The organism is Ruminococcus sp. J1101004sp1_RTP21198st1_B9_RTP21198_201120, assembly GCF_040924245.1.
GTDB lineage: Bacteria > Bacillota > Clostridia > Lachnospirales > Lachnospiraceae > Blautia_A > Blautia_A faecis.
This window is the reverse complement of sequence record NZ_JBCOMI010000002.1, coordinates 153,657-176,692: the sequence shown is the minus strand read 5'-3', so window position 1 is coordinate 176,692 and position 23,036 is coordinate 153,657. Positions and strand designations below refer to the sequence as shown.

At 42.5% G+C, this 23,036-nt stretch carries 25 protein-coding genes; 13 read left to right on the top strand and 12 right to left on the bottom strand.

What is annotated here, in order from left to right:
• Genes AB5618_RS02080 through AB5618_RS02070 form a run of 3 tightly spaced genes read right to left on the bottom strand, consistent with a single transcriptional unit; the run spans window position 1 to window position 2,031 of the window.
• Window positions 1-909 (bottom strand): hypothetical protein, encoded by a 909-nt coding sequence (locus tag AB5618_RS02080; protein ID WP_005333520.1) that lies wholly within the window; start codon window positions 907-909, stop codon window positions 1-3.
• A gap of 15 nt (window positions 910-924) precedes the next feature.
• The gene (locus AB5618_RS02075) at window positions 925-1,635 is read right to left on the bottom strand and encodes a hypothetical protein (RefSeq protein WP_005333522.1); all 711 of its coding nucleotides are present in this window, start codon (window positions 1,633-1,635) and stop codon (window positions 925-927) included.
• Window positions 1,636-1,653: 18 nt separating this feature from the next.
• Complete coding sequence (locus AB5618_RS02070; protein WP_005333524.1) at window positions 1,654-2,031, bottom strand: hypothetical protein; 378 nt, start codon at window positions 2,029-2,031, stop codon at window positions 1,654-1,656.
• A gap of 448 nt (window positions 2,032-2,479) precedes the next feature.
• On the opposite strand from AB5618_RS02070, the gene AB5618_RS02065 reads away from it, so the two are divergent.
• The 9 genes from AB5618_RS02065 to AB5618_RS02025 all read left to right on the top strand — a co-directional run bounded on the left by AB5618_RS02065 (window position 2,480) and on the right by AB5618_RS02025 (window position 10,164).
• On the top strand, window positions 2,480-2,791 hold the full coding sequence (locus AB5618_RS02065; RefSeq protein WP_179960461.1) for a helix-turn-helix domain-containing protein: 312 nt from the start codon (window positions 2,480-2,482) through the stop codon (window positions 2,789-2,791).
• Window positions 2,792-2,946: 155 nt separating this feature from the next.
• Window positions 2,947-3,660: a hypothetical protein gene (locus AB5618_RS02060; protein WP_005333529.1), complete on the top strand. Its 714-nt coding sequence runs from the start codon at window positions 2,947-2,949 to the stop codon at window positions 3,658-3,660.
• Between the two features lie 85 nt (window positions 3,661-3,745).
• Complete coding sequence (locus AB5618_RS02055; RefSeq protein WP_022415592.1) at window positions 3,746-4,075, top strand: DUF1648 domain-containing protein; 330 nt, start codon at window positions 3,746-3,748, stop codon at window positions 4,073-4,075.
• Between the two features lie 61 nt (window positions 4,076-4,136).
• Window positions 4,137-4,370 carry an LPXTG cell wall anchor domain-containing protein gene (locus AB5618_RS02050; protein ID WP_005333531.1) on the top strand — a complete coding sequence of 78 codons (234 nt, stop codon included), beginning with the start codon at window positions 4,137-4,139 and terminating at the stop codon, window positions 4,368-4,370.
• Window positions 4,371-4,425: 55 nt separating this feature from the next.
• Window positions 4,426-4,809: a hypothetical protein gene (locus AB5618_RS02045; RefSeq protein ID WP_226850873.1), complete on the top strand. Its 384-nt coding sequence runs from the start codon at window positions 4,426-4,428 to the stop codon at window positions 4,807-4,809.
• Window positions 4,810-5,034: 225 nt separating this feature from the next.
• The gene (locus tag AB5618_RS02040) at window positions 5,035-5,709 is read left to right on the top strand and encodes a response regulator transcription factor (RefSeq protein ID WP_005333533.1); all 675 of its coding nucleotides are present in this window, start codon (window positions 5,035-5,037) and stop codon (window positions 5,707-5,709) included.
• Window positions 5,682-6,935, top strand: a complete 1,254-nt coding sequence (locus tag AB5618_RS02035) for a sensor histidine kinase KdpD (protein ID WP_005333534.1) — start codon at window positions 5,682-5,684, stop codon at window positions 6,933-6,935. The genes AB5618_RS02040 and AB5618_RS02035 overlap by 28 nt, the downstream gene beginning before the upstream one ends.
• Window positions 6,936-7,030: 95 nt before the next feature.
• Window positions 7,031-7,702, top strand: a complete 672-nt coding sequence (locus tag AB5618_RS02030; RefSeq protein ID WP_368366446.1) for an ABC transporter ATP-binding protein — start codon at window positions 7,031-7,033, stop codon at window positions 7,700-7,702.
• Between the two features lie 5 nt (window positions 7,703-7,707).
• Window positions 7,708-10,164 (top strand): ABC transporter permease, encoded by a 2,457-nt coding sequence (locus tag AB5618_RS02025; protein WP_227338367.1) that lies wholly within the window; start codon window positions 7,708-7,710, stop codon window positions 10,162-10,164.
• Between the two features lie 495 nt (window positions 10,165-10,659).
• On the opposite strand, the gene AB5618_RS02020 is transcribed toward AB5618_RS02025, so the two are convergent.
• The 9 genes from AB5618_RS02020 to AB5618_RS01980 all read right to left on the bottom strand — a co-directional run bounded on the left by AB5618_RS02020 (window position 10,660) and on the right by AB5618_RS01980 (window position 19,969).
• Window positions 10,660-11,586 (bottom strand): S1 RNA-binding domain-containing protein, encoded by a 927-nt coding sequence (locus AB5618_RS02020; protein WP_005333538.1) that lies wholly within the window; start codon window positions 11,584-11,586, stop codon window positions 10,660-10,662.
• Window positions 11,587-11,602: 16 nt separating this feature from the next.
• Window positions 11,603-13,573 (bottom strand): VirD4-like conjugal transfer protein, CD1115 family, encoded by a 1,971-nt coding sequence (locus AB5618_RS02015; protein ID WP_368366445.1) that lies wholly within the window; start codon window positions 13,571-13,573, stop codon window positions 11,603-11,605.
• The gene (locus AB5618_RS02010) at window positions 13,563-14,669 is read right to left on the bottom strand and encodes a hypothetical protein (protein ID WP_022415648.1); all 1,107 of its coding nucleotides are present in this window, start codon (window positions 14,667-14,669) and stop codon (window positions 13,563-13,565) included. The genes AB5618_RS02015 and AB5618_RS02010 overlap by 11 nt, the downstream gene beginning before the upstream one ends.
• 109 nt (window positions 14,670-14,778) lie before the next feature.
• Window positions 14,779-15,480 (bottom strand): DUF6100 family protein, encoded by a 702-nt coding sequence (locus AB5618_RS02005; RefSeq protein ID WP_005333541.1) that lies wholly within the window; start codon window positions 15,478-15,480, stop codon window positions 14,779-14,781.
• A gap of 6 nt (window positions 15,481-15,486) precedes the next feature.
• On the bottom strand, window positions 15,487-16,014 hold the full coding sequence (locus AB5618_RS02000; protein ID WP_005333543.1) for a DUF5697 family protein: 528 nt from the start codon (window positions 16,012-16,014) through the stop codon (window positions 15,487-15,489).
• 328 nt (window positions 16,015-16,342) lie between these two features.
• A complete protein-coding gene (locus AB5618_RS01995) occupies window positions 16,343-17,191 on the bottom strand; it encodes a MerR family transcriptional regulator (protein WP_005333545.1) in 849 nt (282 codons plus the stop codon).
• 132 nt (window positions 17,192-17,323) lie between these two features.
• Window positions 17,324-17,854, bottom strand: coding sequence for a hypothetical protein (locus AB5618_RS01990; protein WP_368366444.1), 531 nt, complete (start codon window positions 17,852-17,854; stop codon window positions 17,324-17,326).
• Between the two features lie 2 nt (window positions 17,855-17,856).
• The gene (locus tag AB5618_RS01985; RefSeq protein ID WP_023921589.1) at window positions 17,857-19,032 is read right to left on the bottom strand and encodes a helix-turn-helix domain-containing protein; all 1,176 of its coding nucleotides are present in this window, start codon (window positions 19,030-19,032) and stop codon (window positions 17,857-17,859) included.
• A gap of 412 nt (window positions 19,033-19,444) precedes the next feature.
• The gene (locus AB5618_RS01980; RefSeq protein ID WP_118576621.1) at window positions 19,445-19,969 is read right to left on the bottom strand and encodes a helix-turn-helix domain-containing protein; all 525 of its coding nucleotides are present in this window, start codon (window positions 19,967-19,969) and stop codon (window positions 19,445-19,447) included.
• Window positions 19,970-20,201: 232 nt separating this feature from the next.
• Here AB5618_RS01980 and AB5618_RS01975 point away from each other — a divergent pair, with 232 nt between their 5' ends.
• Genes AB5618_RS01975 through AB5618_RS01960 form a run of 4 tightly spaced genes read left to right on the top strand, consistent with a single transcriptional unit; the run spans window position 20,202 to window position 22,954 of the window.
• The gene (locus AB5618_RS01975) at window positions 20,202-20,384 is read left to right on the top strand and encodes a transcriptional regulator (protein ID WP_026650251.1); all 183 of its coding nucleotides are present in this window, start codon (window positions 20,202-20,204) and stop codon (window positions 20,382-20,384) included.
• Window positions 20,385-20,401: 17 nt separating this feature from the next.
• Window positions 20,402-21,502 carry a tyrosine-type recombinase/integrase gene (locus tag AB5618_RS01970; RefSeq protein ID WP_368366443.1) on the top strand — a complete coding sequence of 367 codons (1,101 nt, stop codon included), beginning with the start codon at window positions 20,402-20,404 and terminating at the stop codon, window positions 21,500-21,502.
• Window positions 21,480-21,803 carry a hypothetical protein gene (locus AB5618_RS01965; RefSeq protein ID WP_022250154.1) on the top strand — a complete coding sequence of 108 codons (324 nt, stop codon included), beginning with the start codon at window positions 21,480-21,482 and terminating at the stop codon, window positions 21,801-21,803. The genes AB5618_RS01970 and AB5618_RS01965 overlap by 23 nt, the downstream gene beginning before the upstream one ends.
• Entirely contained in the window at window positions 21,800-22,954 is a 1,155-nt protein-coding gene (locus AB5618_RS01960; RefSeq protein ID WP_215707364.1) for an AAA family ATPase, read from the top strand. Before AB5618_RS01965 ends, AB5618_RS01960 begins: the two co-directional genes overlap by 4 nt.
• Window positions 22,955-23,036: the final 82 nt, after the last annotated feature.

Here is a 23,036-nt window from a genome sequence, read left to right as displayed (position 1 = left end):
TTACATACGCTCCTTTCGCTGTGGGGCTGGCGGCAGTTTCTGGACAATGGATTCATTGTAGGCTACTTTGCCGCTGCCGGAAGTATATGGTGTTTTTTCGACCGTATCCTGTGCATACTGCTTGTACCAGGTGGAACCATCCACGGACTGTACCGTAGAGTAGGAGCCCTGAGTAGGAGCTGCATACTGGTCGGCATGGTACAGGGCAAAATCCCGGTTTCCGGAGCTTCCGGTTTCGGTACCGGTGATCCTTCCGCCACCGATTTCTACATTATCATAGGAAGAACCGCCGCCCGGATTGATGCCCATATAGGAAGTAAAGGCTTTCTGTGCGTCTGCTCCCTTGATGGAACCTACCTGACCGTAATTTCCCTGTGCAATGTTGCTGATGACCTGATTGGCAAAGTCTCCGCCTTTGTTCAGGGATGACTGGTAGAGCATGTTTCCGATACTGCTGTGTTCGGTATAACCGGTTGCGGAATTGACCGCTTCTCTTTGTACCTGTCTTCCCACTGCCCCGGCAAGCCCGCCGGATAGGAAGCTTCCTGCGACAGCCGCACTTCCGGGAGAAGAGGCTTTGTGGTAGCCGCCACCACCATGGGAACGCATGGAACCGGTCAGGCTCCGTCCTGCAATCAGAAGTTCAGCCATCATGTTTCCTCCGGTATTGCCGACATTGATGCCAAGCGATGCCAGAAAAGAATCAATTTTCTGGGATACCTTTAAAAAGGCAATGGCACACAGGAACCAGACGAAGACATTTCCGGTTACCGCTTCCTTTCCCTGACTGGCAACTGCCGCTTCCACGTCTGCTTCCGTAAGCTCCGCTGCAAAGACCGGCATGGAGCAAAACAGTACCAGACAGGCAGTTAGTACCAGGAATGGTATGAGTTTCTTTCTAAGTTTCATTTTGGTCCTCCTTTCTTATAGGGATAACGGATTGGCAAGGAAGGTGCCGACCATAGAAGTAAACAGCCGCAGGCACCACGCATTCATCAGAAGCAAAAAGAACTGGCCGCCAAGCATCCGGCACCAGCTTTTGAAGATATTTCCGGTTGACTGGCTGGCACCCATGGAAAAAGCTGCCGGGGCTGTGTAGACCAGTACCCCCAGAAGAATATAGCGTTCTGCCGCTTCAAAGAGCAGTTTGATGTAGTTCCACGCCAGAATCAGTACCAGAATCAGTGCAATGATGGCTACCGCCCCATTTGCACAGACTCCCAGGATGACTGTGACTACGGAGTTAAAATCCGCAAATTTTAAAGGCGGCAGGTCTTCCGTCAGAATCCAGTTGTACGGTGTTCCTGAAATCTTCAGGAGCAGATCCACAATATCTTTCGCATAGAAGGTGAGAAAGATAAAGAGGAAGGAACGGATGGACAGCTTAATGGGATCTTCCGCTTCGATACCGGCTCCCATAAAGTAATTTTTAAAGAGCTGCCATACCCAGTTTAAGAGGATCAGCCCGATGCCCAGTGCCAGAAAGACCTGATACATGGTCTCGGCAGCAGGAAAGTAGCGAAGAAACGTATCCATGGAACAGCCCAGAGCACCGAGGACTGAAGTGGTGATCAGATCCAGAATGTTCATGACCTGTTCGGCAATCCATTCCACGATTCCGTCAAGTATTCCCATAGTGGCATCTCCTTTCGTCTATCCGTTCCATTTTCCGCCTGCAAAGAACGGGGTGATGTAAGCCATGATAAAGCCAAGCCCGTTTAAGATCGCCCAGGTAATGACGATACGCTTGAGCCATGCACGTGATTCGTCCACGGTTTTTCCGCTTTTGGAAAAATTCATCATCAGAAGGGCAACCGATGCCGTTACGACTGCAGCAATGGTGGAAATGAGGATAATCTGGTTATAGACATCCTTCATGATCTCATTGGCTTTGGTCCAGATGGTAGCGGCAAAAACCGGCTGTGTGTATCCGCAGAGGACTGTGACAGCCAGAAATGCAGCATACAGGCATCTGCCATAATTGACATGCCGTTTTGTGTCCGGCGGAGCGTTTTTCAGTTTGTGTTTCACGTAAAAGTACCTCCTTTTTATAAGAGCGGCAGGAGAATTACCTCCCCTGCCTTTGCTTATGGTTTTCCTGCCTCAAGAAAGGACGCAGCCCGGTCAATGCAGGCTGCGTCCTAAATCAAAGTATGAAATTGTAAAGATCCTCCTATCTTACAGAAAAAACGCAGCTTATTTGCCGCAGGAGAGGCTTCCCATACGGCAGTGCTGCGTTTCGTTCTGCATATAATTTTGACAATATCAATTTTAACATGGGTAAATTACCGCTACAATCGCAGGACTGTGCCAGTTACAGACGATGGAGTGCCAAAAATGTGACCAACGCTAAAAGCGTTATAAATGCAATCCTTATGGATACTGTAAGCGTGATTTGCAACCAATTATACTGGATTTACATGACTAATGCTTTAAGCGTTAGTGAATACTGGAAGGAGGAGGTGTGCGTGTGAAAGGAATGGGAAAGGCAATCCGCAGGTACAGGGAAGAGGCAGGAATTACGCAGGAGAGACTGGCTGAACTGGTGGATATCAGTACCAACCATCTGGGTGCGATTGAGCGGGAAGTGAAAACACCTACGATGGAAACATTTGTAAAGCTGTTGAATGTATTAGGTGCGGAACCGAATGAAGTGCTGAAGGAAGTGATTCCTCTTACCAGAATGGAACATACTTCTGTAGTGGAAGGAAAGCTGGAAAGGCTCACACCGAAGAAGCAGGAAAGCGTGCTTCGGATGCTGGATGTGATAATTGAAGAGATGATGAAATAGAAGCTGTCTGCGAAATTGCCGCAGGCAGTTTTTTTGAAAGCTGTATATGCAATAAAACACATAAAAATATGCGATTTATGATGAAAGTGATTGCAAGATTTGATATAGTAATCCTAAAAGCATTATAAAACTAATTCTTAAAGGATGACTATAATATGAAAAAGGGATATGTGGGATTATTGGCATGTGCGTCAGGAATTCTGATCGGACTGGGAATCAGCCGGCTGGATCTGACAGGTTATCTTGAAAAAACACAGGAGCAGGAATATCACCCGGTAGAAAGAAAGGTGCCTGAATCAGTAGAAAGCAAGCTGAAAGATCCAAAACAGTGCTGGCTGTGTGGAAGCGATGAACGGAGTATGATGGATTATTTCCGGAAGTTTGACGATCTGGGAGTGATCTGTACCAATCACTGGTATGTGATGGATATGCATATCCGGAATCATGATGAGGACGGGAATCTTACCGGCCCGCAGGGAAACGGGCATATGGGTTATACCGGGACAGGAGAAGGCGGCTGCTTTTTCCATACGGAGCAGATGTCGGATTACGGGATTTCCGAAGTATCGGTGGATTACGGGGAAGATAGTATCTTCGATGTGAAAAAAGTACAGAACCATCTGTGTCAGGAATGCCTGGATAAGCTGGTGGAAAGCATGGAGGTATTCTGTGAGGAAACGCAAAAACCCAAGCCCCGTGATCTGGTACTGGTGGATTTTCAGACATTGGAGCTGTACGCCATTCAGGAGCATAATGCGGGATACTTTATCCGGGATTATTATGTGGAAATTGAGTCGGAGGAAGATGGGGTGGAAGTAAAGGCATTTTACTGCCCGAAGCTTAATAACGGGAAAAAGGATGGAGAATAAATTGAGGTTTGCATTGGTGAGGAGTATAATGTAAGTACGTGTTATGTATTGGAAAAACTTGAATTTAGCAGAAAGAAGGATTGTTATGAAATTTATCAATACTAGAAAATTCACATGGATAATTTGTATAATAGGATTTTTGCTTGCTCTTGTAAGTATATTTTTCTTACCGAGTATTATTCCAGTACATTTTGCAAATGGGATTGCGGATGATTATGGAAGAAAAATACAAATATTTTTATTTCCTATATTACAAGTGCTTATCACTTTTTTGACTGGACGAGAAAAAGTAAAATATTGCCTGACACATTCAAAAACTTTCTTAACGGACATTCAGTTTAATTGGATGATAGATGGTGTACTTTTATTGGTAATGTTTGCAGAAATATGGGTTATCTATGCTTCATTTGCATAGAAATACTTGCATAACAATTTACATTTGATTGAGCAGATAAAAATGATTTGAGGTGGTAGCAATGAAAAAGCGATTGGGAATCATAGCCGGAATTTTAGGAATTGTATTGGCAGTCATTGGCATTGTACTGAAGCAGAAAGAAAACACAGCCGTTTCTGTTATTGGTGGTGCGGATGGCCCGACTTCTATTTTCATAGCAGGGAAGTTAAATGGTGATAATTTTATTTTTATGATTGTAGTTGGAATTATTTTATTGATTTTGGCAGGAGTTATTTTTTACAAACGTAAGCATTAAGTTACAGTTTTTTAGACTGTGTATGGCGGAAGAACCGGGAAAGTGTAGATATATCATGGGGATTTTGGAAAAAAATAAAAAAAGTAAGGGTACAGCGTTTGTCTATGATGAGAATAATGATTACTATAAGATGGAAATAAACGGGATTGAATTTGTCTGTGACAGTATACATTCCGATTATGAGAAGCATGCAGTTGAACTGGCACAGGCGTATGAGAAAAGGCTGCCGGATATCGTGGATTATCTTATGCCGGATATAAAGGAGATGTTTGGAATTACAAATCCAGATGTAATAGCAAACTCACTAGGAAAGCCGAGTATAGATTTGGATAGAGGAACACTGACTTATCTGGAGCACACAATGGACAGCCTACATATTATTGAAATGGAATTTGACGGTATCTTCACGGCATTCTATAACTCCTGTATTGATGGATAGGACTTTAGTAACATAGAGCTGCAGTTGTCTACAGCTTTTATCCAGACTTCGGATGTTACAGAGAAGCAATCAGAAATGGATTGATCGATTTCTGAAGCAGTATCCGGTGAAATCCTTGAACATATGAAGGAAAAGTATGTATGTTAATTTTATTTTTATTGTAGACAAAAGATAGGACTGATATGATAAAAGAACAGGTTATTACAAATAGAGGTGGAGTATTTGATGCAGAAAATATTATTACTGGAGGATGACTTGAATCTAAATCGGGGAATTGCCCTGTTACTTTCACGGGAAGGGTATGAGGTTCGTCAGGTTTATACAATAAAGGAAGCAAAAGAAGCATTTCAAAAAGGAGATTATGCTCTTGTTATCAGCGATATTACATTGCCGGATGGTACAGGACTGGATTTTGGAAGGATGGTACGTGCAGGTGGAGATACATATCTTATCTATCTTACGGCTTTGGATCAGGAAATAGATATTGTAAATGGTTATGATACAGGGGCAGATGATTATATTACCAAACCATTTTCACTGATGGCTTTGGTGTCGAAGGTGAACGCATTGATGAGACGGCTTTCTAAGGTACAGGCACAGATTATGTCTTCCGGAGAGATTACGGTGCATATGAAAACGATGCAGGTGTATAAAGGGGATGAACCAGTTACTTTAAGTAAGAAAGAATTCTCTCTGTTGCTGTATCTCTGGGAGAATGCAGGACAGATTGTTTCAAAAGAAAGTATCCTGGAGCATGTATGGGATATAGACGGTCAATTTGTCGATGATAATACGGTTACTGTCAATATAAGCAGACTGAAGAATAAACTTGGAACAGAAGAGATAGCGAATGTGAGAGGACTGGGATATATATGGACCGGAAAGGTAAACAAAAATTAAAACGGTATTTTATCGTATATGTAATCTTTGCAGTATTTTTTACAGTAGGAATGTATCTGATAACAAAGTATGAGGAAAATGCGAAAGCAACGCAGATAGCACTGCTCCTTGCAGAACATCCTGAACTGGAAGGGGAAATAGTTGCAATCTGGGAAAAGTCAGGAACAGTAGATTTTATAAGAGACCGGGACGATCAGAAGATAGAAAGAGTCGTACAGATGCTGGAAGAAACTTATGGTTATCACTCAGGGAGTGGATCTTCAGATGTGGTTATAAGGATTATCTGGGGAATTGGATTACTAGTGGGAGTCATAGTATGTAGCCTGTTCTTGTACCTGGACCGAAGAAAAAACTGGAGCAGATACGGTGATGAGGAACAATTACAGCAATTATATGAATGTCTGCAGGAATTCAGAAAAGGAAAATTCCAAACATATCCTGAAGAAACATCAGAATCGGAACAATGGTTAAAGGTGTGGGAATCTGTAAAGGAGCTGGGGCAATATTTCGAAGATTTGAAGGAACGTCTGGAGCAGGAAGAAAATGGTACGAAGAGTCTGATTACAGATATTTCCCATCAGTTGAAGACTCCGCTTGCATCACTCCGGATGAGTCATGAGCTGGTGGCAGAAAATCGGGTTACAGGAGAAGAACAGAGGGAGTTTCTGGAGCAGGAATCACAGGAACTTACCAAACTGGAACAGCTCTTGAATGAACTGGTAAATCTTTCAAGGCTGGAAACACATATGATCCAGATACATTCGCTTCATGAAAGCCTGAAGAAAACGCTAACAGAGGCTGTCAGTCAGATTTATATGAAGGCAAGAGGAAAAGATATTTCCATTCAGGTGGAGATGGATGATGATATAGTTGTGAACCATGATTCAAAATGGACGGTAGAAGCATTAACGAATATCCTTGAGAATGCAGTCAAATATTCACCGGAACATACAACGATTACAGTGAGGACGCAGGAGCTAGCAAGCAATGTGCTTATTGAAGTAGAAGATGAAGGAATGGGCATTCCTGCGGAGGAACTGCATAAGATCTATCAGAGATTTTACCGGGGAAGGAAAGCAAAGGAACAGGTAAAAGACGGAGCGGGTGTCGGTCTGTATCTTGCCAGAAAGATCATAGAAGAACAGGGGGGGACAATAGCAGCCAAAAGAAAGGCTGAGAAAGGTATGATATTTAAAGTGACACTGCCGCTCATAATAGGAGAATAGTCGGAACCCTTACAAAACTGTTATGGTTGTTGTAAGGGTTTTGTAATGCAGGAATGTTATAGTAGGGGTATGAAATGGAAAGGGGACTTGAAGATATGAGTAGTATTTTAAAAGTAGAAGATCTAGTAAAGTATTATGGAGAAGGCGAGAATCAGGTGAGAGCCGTGGATCATACAAGTTTACAGATAGAGAGAGGCAAGTTTACAGCTATCGTAGGACGTTCCGGCTCCGGAAAATCTACACTTCTGCATCTGATTGGAGGGCTTGACAGACCGGATTCCGGCAAAGTATGGATTGATGGAACCGATATCTATTCTCGAAAAGATGATAAACTGGCACAGTTTCGAAGAAAGAAGATAGGATTTATCTTTCAGGATTTTAATCTGATTCCATCGCTGAATGTGTGGGAGAATATCGTTCTTCCGCTGGGACTTGATAATCGCAAGGTAAAGCCGCGGGAAGTGGAAGATATTCTCAAAAAAATCGGACTGCAGGATAAGAAAGATGCGATGCCGTCTGCTTTGTCTTGTGGACAGAAACAGAGAACTGCGATAGCCAGGGCATTGGTGACAAGACCGGCGATAATTTTGGCGGATGAGCCGACGGGAAACCTTGATTCCCAGACTGAGCTAGAGGTTATGAGCCTATTGAAAAGCTGCGTGTCGGATTTCGGGCAGACGCTTATCATGATTACCCATGATGAAACGATTGCCCAGATGGCGGATGAAATGATTATCATTGAAGATGGCAAGGCGGTGAGAAGATAATGAAGATGACGACCAGAGTTGCATATTGCAATATGCGGCATTATAAGAGCAAAAACATACTGATTGGAATTGCCATTATCCTGACAACATTACTGCTGTTCGTAATCCCATCAATCGGAAAAGATATGGTGGAAGTGAACTTTGCGGTAATCAATAAGATTTATCCAACATGGCATGCCCTTTATCGGAACGTGGACGAGAGTACAGTTATGAAACTGGCGGCACATCATGATGTGAAAACTTACGGACTCCGCAGTGATGCGGGGTACATGAATCTGGAAGATGCGACGGTTTCCATGATGTATATGGACAGAACAGGGATGGAACTTTATAAAGTGAAGCTGAAAGAGGGGCAACTTCCGCAGAAAGAAAATGATATTGTGGTTTCAAAAGGAATACTGGAAGCATTAGGACAGAATGGGAAAATCGGTGACACTATCACAGTACCTTATCAGATTCTGAAAGATGACGGACTGGATTATACGAAGGAGAAAGACTTTCGAATCTGTGGTTTTTTAGCAGATAATGAGAGCAGCAAAGAACAAAAACAATATACATCATTGGTTTCAGAGGCCTTTCTGAAAGCGGAGATACCGGTAGAACAGGTGAAATATCGGTTTTTACTTCAGGTGAATGGACAGAAAGGAAATACGACTGCAGATTATACAGAGACGATACAGAATATTGCCAGACAGTTCGGGATTTCCGAGGATGACATGAATATTAATAAAGAGTATCTTGCAGCAAATTATGTGGATCCGGCTACAATTCCGGTGATTGTAGGAATCATGCTTATTGTTGTATTGGCGGGCATTATCACAATTTATAGTGTTTATTATGTATCTATGAACCAGAGGGTTCGGGAATTTGGAAAGTTAAAGGCAATCGGGGCTACGAAACGGCAGCTTAGACAAATCGTACTAAGAGAGGGAATGGGAGTGGCGTTGTTTGCCATTCCGATAGGACTTTTGATCGGAACAGTTGCTGTGAAAGTTGTACTTCTCCAGTTTGTAGAACATGCAAAGGATTCAAACGTACTTATAACAGAGGCATACAAGGTTGTAGCTAAAGGAGAAGTCCAACTTTATTATTGGTGGATTTATCTGTTGGCAATTGCAGTGACTCTGTGTACAGTGTATCTGTCACTGATGAAGCCTATGCGTATGGCGGCGAAGGTATCAGAAATAGAAGCTATGCGTTACCAGGGAGGCAGTAAGCGACAGAAAAGCAGCAGGAAGGGATATCAATTTCTGAATATCGGACGACTGACCAAGAGAAATCTTGCAGAGAATAAAAAGAAGAGTACTATCACGATTGTATCTATGGCCGTTACCGGAATATTTGTCATGATGGTAGCAACGGTGCTGTCTTGTGCAAATCCGATGGAAAGTGCAAAGAGTTCGATTGTGGGGCAATATGAGATTTCTCCAATTGTGGAATCCGGGAATAAAGAGCATCCTGAATATGAATGGGCGGAGGTTCAAAAGAATAATCCATTAAATGAAGGACTAAAGCAGCAGATAGAGGAGCTTGACGGTGTTGAGCGGGTAGATGTGTTTACCGCGTTGAAGGTATCAGGAGGACCTTTTGAAGAAAAAATTGGAACCGAATTTATCAATGGAGTGCCGGAAGAATACGCAGAAGAGCTGAAAAAAGGAATCACTGAAGGCAATGTCACATACGAGGAATTGAAATCCGGGGATAAAGTGATTCTGGACCGCGCGCTACTTCACTGGTATCCAGATATTAAAGTGGGAGATAAGCTGAAACTCAATATTCATGATGGAGATAATACCTTTCAAAAAGAGATTGAAGTGGCAGCAATTGGTGAATATGGAACAGGTCTGACAAACTATAACTGTCTTATCATGGCAAAAGAAGGGGCAGAGAAACTTACCATAAATAATTCTTCCAGCTATTTTCAGGTGATTGCAGATAAGGATTATGATGAGGCACTGGAAGCATCTCTACAGGCTATTGTGGATGGATCAGGCAGACTGCAGATGCGTACCTGGAAGAATGAGTACGATACATGGGAAAATGCCATACAGATGACTAGAGGTGCATGTTATGCATTTATCATCATTCTGGCAGCAATCAGCATTATGAACTTGATTAACACAATGATCAATAGTGTCCATGTGCGAAAAAAGGAGCTTGGCATGATGCAGGCAATCGGAATGTCGGACCGTCAGTTGATGAAGATGCTCCAGTTGGAAGGTATATTCTATACAGTAGGCACTCTTATTATCAGTATCGGAGTGGGAAGTCTTGCAGGATATCCGTTGTTTTTATATGCAAAGCGTACAGGAATGTTTGATATCAGCACATACCATTATCCGGTAACAGCAGCTATTATTATAATTTTAACATTGTTTGTGATACAGATGTTATTGGCAATATTCATTGCAAAGTCAGTAAGGAAAGATTCATTGATAGAGAGAATTCGTTTCAGTGAGTAAGAATATAAATTTCTGATGTTTAATGCAGATACTAATCAATGTCATAATAAAAAGGGGGACTTGATTTCTCAAATCCCCCAGTGTATAATGAACTCAAGAAAGGTATTCAGATGCAAAATCTGATGCCCTCAGTTAAATTTTATATTCTATGTATAAGTCATAGCATCCAAAACTTTCCTAGGGTCGTGGATGCTATTTCTTATTATGTCGATCTATATAAGTCAAAGCCGCAAAAATTACCAATAGTAAAGTCAATACTTCCATTGTATTCATGGGCATCACCCTCCTTGGATACTAGAGGGCAAAATCGAAATGCATCCGTCTTTCCGGTTCAGTAATACCGAATCAGTATAACACGTTACCGTTTTCAGTACAATAAGGTAATGGTCTGAAAAATACTTTATTCTGTCACCTTATGTAGCTGTATCGTGAGTATTTGCTGGACTAATTGGTGCTGTATATGAAAAAAAGCTATTTAAAAATAAGGTGGAAGCCTTATATGGTCTGCTTGATGATGCGGGTGATGATGCCGAGGGCAACATTACGCTCTTCATCAATATGCGTCACCACAAAGGATACCTGATCCTTTTTCCCGACTGTCCGGCTGTCATAGCAGGAGTGGGCAATGGCATTGACACCGATGGAGAGCCGGACAAAGACGGTGCCTTTATGGATGTCTTCCACAGTTCCGGCGTATTTTCCCTGAATCTTACATTTTTTCATGTTTTCCTTGCTGGTGTTGCCTTCCACACTTTTGACATCTGCGTGGACAATGACCTGCTCCGGTGAGTCTGCCCGCACATCCAGGATGCGTACCAGGATGTGATCGCCTACCTGGAAGCGTTCTCTGGCATCACCCATCCAGTCGAAGGACAGGTCTCTGGCAAGAATGGAGGTTTCCACACCGAAAATTTCTGCCCGGACTACCTTTTCCGCAACAGCAATGACTCTTGCCTGCACGATACGGTCTTCATAAACTTTCGGCATTCCGGAAGCATCTTTATCCAGATAGAAGATCTGGCGTTTCTTCAGCATCGCTTCTTTCCGGCTGGCGACAATGCTGCGTGTCTTCGGATCTAATCCCTTAATCAGAAAATCAATCTCACATCCAAGCATATTGTTGAGGATTTTGTTCTGCCGCAGAGCAAGCTCCCCATAATCGTGTGCTTCATCCTGCATGAGATGGATCATCATCTCAGTTACTGGGATGACAGTACGGAAATCCTTGTAGTAAACCACGGCAATGAGGCTGCCGTTTTCTGTTTTCTCGATACCGCCAAGCATTCCGGTTAAGATCCGGCGGGTACGGTAGGCATTCTGGATCTCATGCCAGGTAAGGTCTGAAATGGACTGGGCTGTTTCCAGCTTCGCATCGGAATCCAGAGTTAAAATAGGTGTGTTGGTTGTTTCGTTTGGCATCATAGTGTCTCCTTTCAAATTATGACATGATAGAATCTTTATCTAAAGGAACCATGTCTGTGTGATCCGAATAGTTATCTGCTGAGAAGTCATCCGGGAAATCGTGATAGCCAGGTTCCTGATAAACGCTTTGCTGGTCAAAGTGCGGTTCAGCTTTTTTCTTTTTCTGCTTTCCATAAGAAGCGGTTTTTTTCGGGTGGGAAGCAGGAATAGTTGGAGTGTACGTATATTCTTCACTACATGCTCCTTTTCTCCATTCCGGAATATGTTCGGAAGCCTTCCGGGGAATGAGTTTTTGGGCATCCGGGTGCAGGGTGTAATCGTATTTTTCTACCTGCAGTACCTTCTGACCACGCAGGATAATCAGTGCAGTATCCAGCGGGAGCCGCAGGATCTCATCCGGAGTTAAGAGCTTTCGTTTCCCGATGGATCTGGTCTGGCGGTATTCCGGTGTATAATCGGATACCCTCCAGCTATTTAATTGTTTGGCTTCGCTGCTGACACCAACGGTCACATCACCGGAGCGGTTAGAGATAAATGTAGCAGTTACCTCATCCGTACAGCCTAAAAATAGCTGAGTGTCGCAGTTCCCGATGATTTCCTGCCATTGGTTTAAGGGATACCGGTTCTGCATCTGAGGCAGGTTTTGGAAAATGCAGGAAATACTGAGGTTTCGACTTCGGATCACGGAAATCTTTTTGTTGAGCGATAGGATTGCTCCCGTATTCGCCAGCTCATCAGCCAGGATATGTACCGGAACCGGCAGTTTTCCATCTTCCCCATAGGTGTCTGCATAACGGACCAGTTTGATAAATACGAAGGTCATAAACAGGGAAGAAAGAAAATCAAAAGTGCTGTCTTGATCCGAAGTGATGCAGAAGTATGCACATTTTTCTTTTCCCGGCAGCGTCAGGTTGATCTCATCATAGGAAGTGATCTGGCGGATCAGCTTGTTCTGGAATACCTGAAGTCTGGAACCGAGTCCGATGATGACGCCGGAACGTACCGTGTCACTTGCCTGCTTATAGATGCAGTAGGGGACTTTTGCCGGATGGGAGACCGGAAGCAGGTCAAAGAGGCTGTTCAGTTCTTTTTCCGAACTCATGGTCAGGAGTTTGTATACCTGTCCGATATTCTTTGCCTCCGGTGGGAATCCCTGATCCACATAGAGAATCAGAGCTTTTAATAAGTTCATCTCGGCATTGTCCCAGAAGTGATCGCCTTTGGCAGAACCGGTATTCTGGATGATGACATCAGCAAATACCTGTGCCATGGTTTCCTGTCCGCCAATTTCACCCAGACAATTCCAACTATCCGAGTTTTCCGGGTTTACAAGATTAAAGGATTTCACGATATATCCGGCATTCTCAAGGTAAGTGGCTGTACTTTCGTACAATTCCGATTTTGGATCGGTGATGATGAGGCTTTCCCCGCGGGCAACACACTGGAAGATCATGTTGCGTGCAAAGACCCGGCTTTTCATGGAACCGCTGGCACCGTAAACGGCAATATTCCGGTTCATGCGGGTATCCTTCGGGAGACAAACGGCTTTTCCGTTCAGTTTTCCAAGAATGGTTCCCTTGTGTTTCTTGACATCATTCGTAAGCTCCAGTACCTGATGCATTTCCTCCAAAGTCATAAAACCGGAAGTCCCATAGGTTCCCTTTGTGGAATAATTCAGGTTCCGGCCCCGGTCTGTTATTTCCCCGTTTCGGTCAAATCCCATACGCATGAGAAGGAAGGTCAGGAGTCCAAAAGCTGCCAGACATAGAAAAATCCCATACAGATTGTACGGGAAAGCAGTCAGGGCATCCAGACAGGCGAGCGGGTGCGGGGAGGGGATCTGCGGGGCAGTTCCGTTTCCGGCAAAATTGCCGGCAGATTCCCAGGTCTGATAGTTGCGGATAAATTGAGCAACATAGCCTCCTGCATAGAGGGTGCAGAAGGTGATCGGAAGCATATAAATGAGCTTCCACCATTTACGGTTCATGTAAAAACCCCCTTTTGAATTTGCAAAGGTCAATACTGGAGAAATGGATTGTGGCAGTTAAGTATTTTTTCAGGACCGGAATCTGAAAATCGAAACAGATCAGGTTCCCGGATCTGCCGTATACATTTAAGCCGGTATTGAACCGGTTGATTCGCTGCATGTCAAAATCATAAGCAAGAAGGATGGGGTTCCCGGAAGCATCCGTGGCATCATGTTCCAGTGGAATTGAATCGCTGCGGCAGCCCAGATCGGACAGCAGGAGGTTGTCCAGCTTTTCCATGATCTCAGGGTGAACCAGCAGTTTTAAAAGCACTTCCCCTTCCGGAGTATTGGGAAGGTAATGGAAATGCTCGAAGGAGGTGTCCAGCATAAACAGGCTCTTTTTGTAGCCTCCGGTACTGGTAAACAGCCGGAAAGCCATTTCCATGTCGGTTCCGGTCATGATTGCCCGGATCTGTGGATGTCCGTTGTAAGGGTAGCCTTGCAGGTAATGCTGCAGGAAGGCGTTTAAGCGGACTTCCGTTCGATATTCCCATTTCAGGACTCCGTTTCCCGTGTTATAAAGGACATAGACACATTGCGGTGCCATCAGGATGCCCATGCTGCGGGAGTTCCTAATCTTCGTGGTCTCCGGGCCCAATTCCTTAATTTCTCTGGAAGCGTAAAAAAGAGGAAGGCTTCGCATACCGATGGAACCAGCTTCGCGGTGATTACAGAAGATGTCAGGTTTTACATCCGGATAAAAGGGAATCCCGGCATGAAGGAGTGTCAGATACGTTTCGGCTTTCTGATGTAAGCGGATACGTCGGGATACTTCACTTCGGATGAGGTTCGTCTCGGTATTGCCGGTCAGATAGCACTGGAAGCGTAGCGGCGAGACAGATAACAGCATCTCTTTCGCAGCTTTTGTAAGACGGTAGCCTCTGAGAGCATCCCGGTAGTGGGTACGGATGAGGTGTTCCGCCTTCAAATCCGTAATGAGTTTTTCCGCATAGGAGGCACTTGGGATGAGTCTGTTTAGCTGGTCTGCGGGAAATTCCCCGCACATCCCTATCATTTCCAGTAAGCGGTATTTCGTAGTGTCAGGTCTTATCAAATAAGCATCACCTCAATTCAGTTCTTACCCATGCAAGCCTATACTTGGGTAAATCTCCGGTGGTTTGGAGATAAAAAAAGCAAGAAAACAAAGTTCCCTGCGGTGGTTCTTACCGATGTCGGATTTCTGCCTGAGAAGTCAGGAGATTTTCCGACATGCTTTCGTGATGATTTTTCTGGTTCTGCAGCCATTTCGGAAAGTCAGCTTTTTCCATAACCGATACCAGTGTACAGTCCTTTAAGCCAAGCTGTGTCGTGTAGTAGGAATCACAGAAAAAGCCGCTGTCATCTGTCAGAACATAAGTACAAAGTGTATCCAGAATCTGTTTAAACTCCAGATTGTCATAATCCCGGATACGTCTTTGAGGAAGTTCCCTGTCATATATTTGACTGAAACATATCACGCAGTCACGATAGAGGGGCAGGGCATTTTGTTTTACATACTCCCGAAGCATATAATTAAGCGGTTCATGGAGAAATGCAGTGTTTGTGTGGACTCTTCGTTTCGGAAGCAGTCCGGGAAGCGTAATGGTGAGAATCCCCTGCTGTTCTGCAATCCGCATTCCCTGTGCATCTGCCGCTTTGGGAAGATAAGCTGCTTGATTTGGGGAGAGAGCCGGACAGACAAGGTTACGCATCTGGCAGGCAATCCGCTCCGCCCGAAGAGCAGCACTGACGCTCAGTTCCTCAAAATTTTTATCATAATTCTGGATATCAGTGACCTTCAGAGCGTAAACGGTATTCGTCAGTTTTTGCAGCTCCCCTTCCAGTTTTTCAAGCCGCTGGTAAATGGTTGGTGTATTTTGCGTCATAATAACCTACTTTCTCATGTAGTAACTGACAGCACCGGATTCATTTACAAGGCAGTAAGCGGCTACATCATCAATGGTGATTTTGGCAGCCTGGCTTTCGGATTCTAAGACAATCAGGCGTTTGGAACCATGTGATGGGATACTTTCCATCACATGATTGATCAGAGCCTCCTGTTCTTCACCGATATAGATGATTTCGTATTGTTCATCTTGCGAAAAGAAATTGAGCTTGATTGGAAATTCGCCACTGGTGTGGTATACAACACCTTTCTTAAAATCCAGCAGTACCCAGAAGCATGTAATTATAGCATAGTCAGGATTCTCAGCAGACTGCTGGCTGTCACAAAGAAGGTCATGCTCTTTATCGTAAATGATGCGCCCTTGTTTGATGAGGCTGGTAATCAATGACTTGATAGACTGCTCATGTCGGGAGAAAAGTTGTAAAACCTGGTCATACCTCAGAGTATGGTAAGTGGTAATGAACCGTAAGAGCTTGGCTCCCTCTCCTTGATAGATTTCGTTCCTTGTTTTCATGATTGACTCCCTTCTATATATAATAGGAAACTTTATACATATGGCTGTACGTACAGGATACGTTTGGTATTGTAAGTATAGTGTACGTACAAAGTACATAGAACCTGCTGTCAGCGATTGAATTTACAGGTACAAAAAAAGCACCATCTATGGGTGCTGGAAATAAGGAAAACTATAAGCAATACCTATTGTAGCATGGGTAATTTTACGCTTCAATCGCAGAAGCAGGTCATTTCTGTGCCATTTTCACTGGTTGGCATAAAAAAAGCAGGAAACCATTTTGATTCCCTGCATGGTGTATTGTTGTGCTTTTGTGTAGTTCTAATGATTACTTGTCTTTATAAAATGCTTCGAAAGCTTGTGCGAAGAATTCGGCTGTACCATTGCCGTATTTTTCATCTATCATAGGTTTGATTTTTTCATTACGGTAATATTGAGCCTGTGCAACCATCAGACCGTGTTCTTTCTTTATCTGTGAAAGTTGTTTCATAAGAAAACCGTATTCGGAAACAAGTTCTCTTACTTCAGAAGAATCTGGTGAACATACTTTTTTAGCTGCTAATTTGTATAAAAGATTGTCAAATTGTTGGTTGTAACTTTCTGCAGCCTCTTTGCTAATAGGATTGTTGGCAACAGACAGGAATTGCTCTTTTCCTCCATACCACTCAACAACTTTAGCATAGCCTTTCTGCATTTCTTCTGATGAAACTGTCTTAATATAATGCTTTTTCCATTCTTCAATGCTTCCAAACTCTTTTACAGCAAGTTCTTTCATATTGTCAGGCATATGTTCAAACATAGTTTGGAACATTTCTTCAACTTCCGTTTTACTAAAAATCGCAAAATCCATTTTATTCTCTCCTTTCAGGATATCATCAATGCTGGCAATCAGATGTTCCATACGTTCTTTCTTTGCTACCAACATTTTTCTCTGCATTTGCAAGATCTGGTTCCTTTCAAGAGCAGGATTCTCCAGAACAGCTTTGATTTCTTTCAAAGGAATGTCAAACTCACGGAAAAACAGAATCTGCTGTAATATTTCCAATGCCCTATCGTCATAAAGCCGGTATCCCGCATCACTTTTTTGTGTTGGTTTTAAAAGCCCGATTTCATCGTAATAGTGAAGCGTGCGAACGCTGATACCTGTAAGTTCTGATATTTCTTTGACTGTCCTCATAGTTGCTGACCTCCTGTTCCTGATAAGATAACTGTACGCTATGACGTTCCGTGAGAGTCAATATATATTTTGCATTTTTTAGTATAACATTTTTATGATATTACGAAAAGCCGAGGAGATAGGCGATATGTATTACTCTGGAAAGAACTTGTTGAGCGTATCCAATGTCTCTTTTGCAGTAAATCCCCAAAGGATGGTACTGAGTGCTTCAATCGCAGCCCTGCGTTTCCGGTAATAGGTGCGGTAGGAAATATTGGTGATGTGGTGAGCCAGCTTATCCAATATCTCATCTGTATTTTTCATTTCCTGTGGAGAGAGAAAAGCGTAGTAGAGAATCCAGTAATACTGTTCCCCATGCTTGTGATTGTTCCGGAGGAGATCGATGGATGATTCCAAAAGCTTCAGCATCTGGTTGCTTCTGGCAATACTTTTTGCCCGTTGTTCGATGTCGCTTCCGGTAAGATCAGCCCCGGCAGCATAGATGGAGTCCAGAAATTTGTCGATGTCATTGTCGTATTGGAGCTTAAACTGGTGCTCCATCTGGTGTACGACTACCTTCAGGCTGTAGGTTGCATCCCGGTATCTGCGTAAAAACTGATAGGTGTCGTGAAAACGTGGATTTTCTTCGGGTGAAGGAAATCCCTGTGTATTGCGGTTTGCCATGTCTATTCCCCCCCTTTCAGTGCAGAAGGCTCTGCCACGGCAGGCATCTTTTGGGCAGACTCATCCCCTGGACTTACGGACAACTCAAACCGATAAGCGGCATTTCCGTAGGGACAGATAATATTTAGAGTAAATGTATTAAATATATCTTTGCAGGCTGATAATGGAGATAATATATAGCGGGTTTTGGAGCAGTGGCAACATGGAATCCCTTGTGAATCCAATAGTTCTGCGACTTTTTGCACGATAAATTTCATGTGTGAATCTGGAACGCAGGAATCATTTTTTGTAACGGTGATTTGTGAGTCTGTGACAGTTTCTGAAACGCTAACAGAAGCAGAATCCTCAATAGTGATTTCTTCAGGTACATGGATTGGTAATTGCATCTTCATAGCGATCTCCTCCTTGTCAATCATAACGTCGCTGATATTAAACATCACGGACAGGTAATTGTTGAGATAAATTACGCTTCCGTGTTTTCCTGTAAATGAGATAAGTGTAATGTATTCTTTTTCCTCCAGTTTCTTCAAGAGTCGTGATACCGATGCCTTTGACAGACTCCACCTTTCACCCAGTTCATTAAAGCTGGTAAGGGGATTTCCGGTATTATCCCGGTAATAGACAATGGGACCGGAATCAGATCCCAGGACAGAGGAATCGTTGTAAACTGCATGAATCCACAGATCCAGAATAACATCCATTTCCGAGCATTTTCCAATGCCAATTAGTTCGTGAACTTTGGCAATCGGGAAAAAGAAAAACCCTGTATCTTTTTTACAGGGATAGTTGTATTCCAATACGGTATTGTCTTTGGGCCAGTCTGATATTTTGAATTTGACCAGGCGGTTTTTGCCGAGAAGAGAGTAGGTAATGTAATTCTGCTCTTCAAAAAATCGAAGGATGGACAACGCTTGATGTTGGAAACGGCAGCGAAACCATTCCTGAAGATCTGTGACTGTGCAGATCCACTCTCCTGGACCAATGGTATAGGTAATGTGTTCCATCCGGCGGTAGGATGTGCGGTAATTTGCATAGGAGCATAATACCAGATAATAAAAAAGAAAAGAGCCCCCGGTAGTTCGGATGCTCTTGGTAGTGATTAAAGTTTGTATGAAGTCACGGTAAATGCGACAGCGTGGAAATTCCACGATTTGTTTGAGTTCTAATTTGTAATTCATGGTGATCTTCCTTTCAAAGTATATTTAATTGTAATCGGACTTTTCATAGTGTTGGTATCAAGAAGAAGCCGATGGAAGTATAGCAAGTAGTCGTTTCACTCATTGCATTTTTATTGCATTTTTAAAATTTAGATTATGTGGCTATGTTGCTCTTAACTGGTTAAAAAGCCTTTAAAATCGTCTATATGCGTTAATACTCCGTACTGTCTGTCTGGAGTTTGAATAATCCACACAATCACGAGAAACCAGTATTCATGCGAGTTACAAACAAATTTGTTTAGTGATTGGCAACAAAATGGCAACATTTTGTGATTATTCAAGAGATAAAAATTTTATTTCATAACGTATATAAAGAAACCTTACTGATTTTCAGAAGTAAAAAACTGAATATCGGTAAGGTTTTTCTTTTCTCTTATTTTTCTTTTTTAGTCAATTCTTTTACGAGGTAATCACTTAGTTCCTGAGATGGTACCTTGGCACGTTTCTGGTAAGTATCCAGTTCCGGGTACTTATATCTCCATTCATCATATTCTTCCTTGCTGATTTCACCGTTTTCCAATTTGTCAGCCTGTTCCATCCATGAACGAAGCATTTCATCAACAGATGAGCCGGGAGCAGATATGGAAGAGTCAAGGCAGATATGAGGCTGCCCATCTACATTTCTTACTTTCAGACCATACATATCTTCCAGTGCAAATAGTGTATGCATCAGACCTATGTGAGTATCAATATCTGGAACTGTTAAAGCATGAGTATTGACATCGAAGATCTGAGACATTTGTTTTACAAGATCGATTTTAGGAACTCTGGCTTCAGATTCATACTGAGCCATGCGGACATCTGAGGTTTTTCCTTTGAATCCCAGTTGCTCTCCGAGTTGCTTTTGTGTCATGCCTTTGCGGTTGCGAAAAAATTTGATACGTTGTCCGATTGCCATTTTTGTTTGCCTCCTTATAGTGGTCATTCGTGTTGCCATAATTAATTGTGAAGAAAATAAAACAATTCTGTTTAGGTTCAGTATAGCATGAGCAATTTTAGATAGCAAGAAGAACTTAAACAAAAAAATTTAATATTCTTATAAAACTGCTTGACTTAAATTAAAATGTTTAGTATCATGCAAATGTAACGACTTAAACAAATTGCGTTAAGATAGAGAGGGGAGATGCGATGTGACGAACAGAACTTTTATGACAGTAGAAGAAGTTGCAGCGGAACTGGGAGTTTCCAAGTCTTATGCTTATAAGATTGTCAAACAATTAAATGATGAATTACAGAAGCTGGGTTATCTTACGGTAGCTGGCAGAGTAAACACCAATTATTTCCGCAAAAAAGTATGTTACAGCGAAGTGTAAGAGAGAGGAGAATTTGTATGAGTATTTACAAAGATAATGTCACTGGGAAGTGGCGAGTGGTTTATCGGTATACCGACTGGACAGGGAAAACGAAACAGACTTCAAAACGAGGATTTCCTACGAAGCGAGAAGCGCAGATGTGGGAACACGAACAAATGTTAAAGCATGATGCAAAACTGGATATGACTTTCGCAAGTTTTTATGAAATCTATGTAGAAGATAAAAAGGAACGAATCCGGGATAACACATGGGGAACTAAGAATAATATTGCCAGAACAAAAATTCTTCCATACTTTGGGGAGAGAAAGATTGCAGAAATTGAACCAAAAGATGTGATTGCATGGCAGAATCATTTGCTTGCATTTAAGAGAGCGAATGGAAAAGGGTATTCTGCTTCATATCTGCGGAAAATCCACAGCCAGTTAAGTGCCATTTTCAATCATGCAGTTGATTTTTATCATTTGCCTTCTAATCCGGCACAGAAAGCTGGAAATATAGCAATAGAGGAATATAAGGAAATGTTGTTCTGGACGAAAGAAGAGTATTTGAAATTTGCAGATGTGATGATGGATAAACCAGTTTCTTACTACGCTTTTGAAATGCTTTACTGGTGTGGTATCCGTGAAGGAGAGTTGTTTGCCCTGACACCAGCGGATTTTGACTTTACAACGCATACACTGCGAATTAACAAATCATATCAAAGATTAAACCGGGAAGATGTGATTACCCCACCAAAGACATTTAAAAGTAACAGATTTATCAAGATGCCACAATTTATATGTGATGAGATGCAGGATTATATGGAAATGCTTTACGGTCTGAAGGAAGATGAAAGAATTTTCACAATTTCCAAATCTTATCTGCATCATGAAATGAACAGAGGATCAAAAGTGTCTGGGGTGAAGCGAATCCGTGTGCATGATTTGAGACATTCCCATGTATCGTTATTGATCAATATGGGATTTACGGTATTGGCAATCGCAGACCGAATGGGACATGAGAGCATTGATATCACTTACCGATATGCGCATCTGTTTCCAAGTGAGCAGACACAGATGGCAGAACAGTTGGATATTGAAAGGATGGAAAAATTAAATGGAGAAAAATCTGGACAGTAAAGGAAGATGGAGAAACAAAATCGTAGCATTCCGGGTATCACCGGAAGAAGCAGAGCAGATTGATGCATGTGTCCGATTGTCAGGACTTAGCAAGCAGGACTATATCACAAAACGATTAACTGATCGGGAAATTGTGGTACAGGGAAATCCAAGAGTGTATAAAGCATTGCGAAATCAGATGGCAGAGATTTATGAAGAATTGAAACATCTGGAAAAATGCAGTGAGGAAAACGAAGAGTTGCTGAGTACCCTGAGATTGGTCGCAGAGACATTGTATGGATTGAAAGGGGAAAATGAATGACAGCAAAAGAAAAAATGACTGCTCCGATTGCATCTGTTGGCGCAGATGTGGAACAGTCATCAAGTAATAAATTAACCAACCAAAGTATAGCAGATTTGCCCGGTAAGGGCAATCTGCAAGCCACAAATAATGCGGAAAATACAGCAAAATCAGCAAATAAAAAGAATCTAGATGATCTGGAAACAGTTTCTATGATGGAATTATACGATACTGCATATCCACCAAAATTGCCGATTGTAGATGGACTTCTGTATAACGGAACTTATCTGTTTGTTGGTTCGCCGAAAATTGGAAAATCATTCTTTATGGCACAGATCGGGTATCACATCAGTAAAGGACTTCCATTGTGGGGCTTTTCAGTCAGACAGGGAACGGTTCTGTATCTGGCATTGGAAGATGATTATGCAAGGTTGCAAAAGCGGTTATCACAGATGTTTGGAATGGAAGGCAGTGAGAATTTTTATTTCGCTACAAAATCAAAATCGCTCAATGACGGACTGGAAAAACAGCTTGTAACGTTTGTAACAGAGCATAAAGACGCAAGATTGATTATCATTGATACTCTTCAGAAGGTTCGAGAGGTCGGTGGAGATAAATTCAGTTATGCCAGCGATTACGAAATTGTAACGAAGCTGAAAGCATTCAGCGATAAATATGGTATCTGTTTTCTGGTTGTGCATCATACAAGGAAAATGGAATCTTCAGATAGTTTTGATATGATTTCTGGCACAAATGGATTGCTTGGAGCTGCGGATGGAGCGTTCGTCATGCAGAAAGAAAAACGGACAGATAATAAGGCAGTTCTGGAAGTGGCAGGACGTGACCAGCAGGATCAGAAACTATGGTTGAACTTTAACCGGGAGAGATGTGTCTGGGAACTTATCAAGACAGAGACAGAACTTTGGAAAGAACCAGAAGATCCAGTGTTGGAAAAAATCAAAGAGCTTGTAACAGAAACTACGCCAGAGTGGGCAGGAACAGCAACAGAGCTTGTGGAAGTATTGCAGGTGGAAATGCAGCCGAACGCATTATCACGAAAATTAAATGTCAGCCTTGAACGATTGATTCTGGAATATGGAATCCAGTATAAAGCGGAACGAGGACATGATGGAAGAAAGATCAGATTAGCCTTTGTTGGAAAACAAGTGTGACGATATGTGACGGTTGTGACGGTATTTTATATAGCGTGTCAGTAGTGAAAATATCGTCACTATCGTCACGACCGTCACGGAA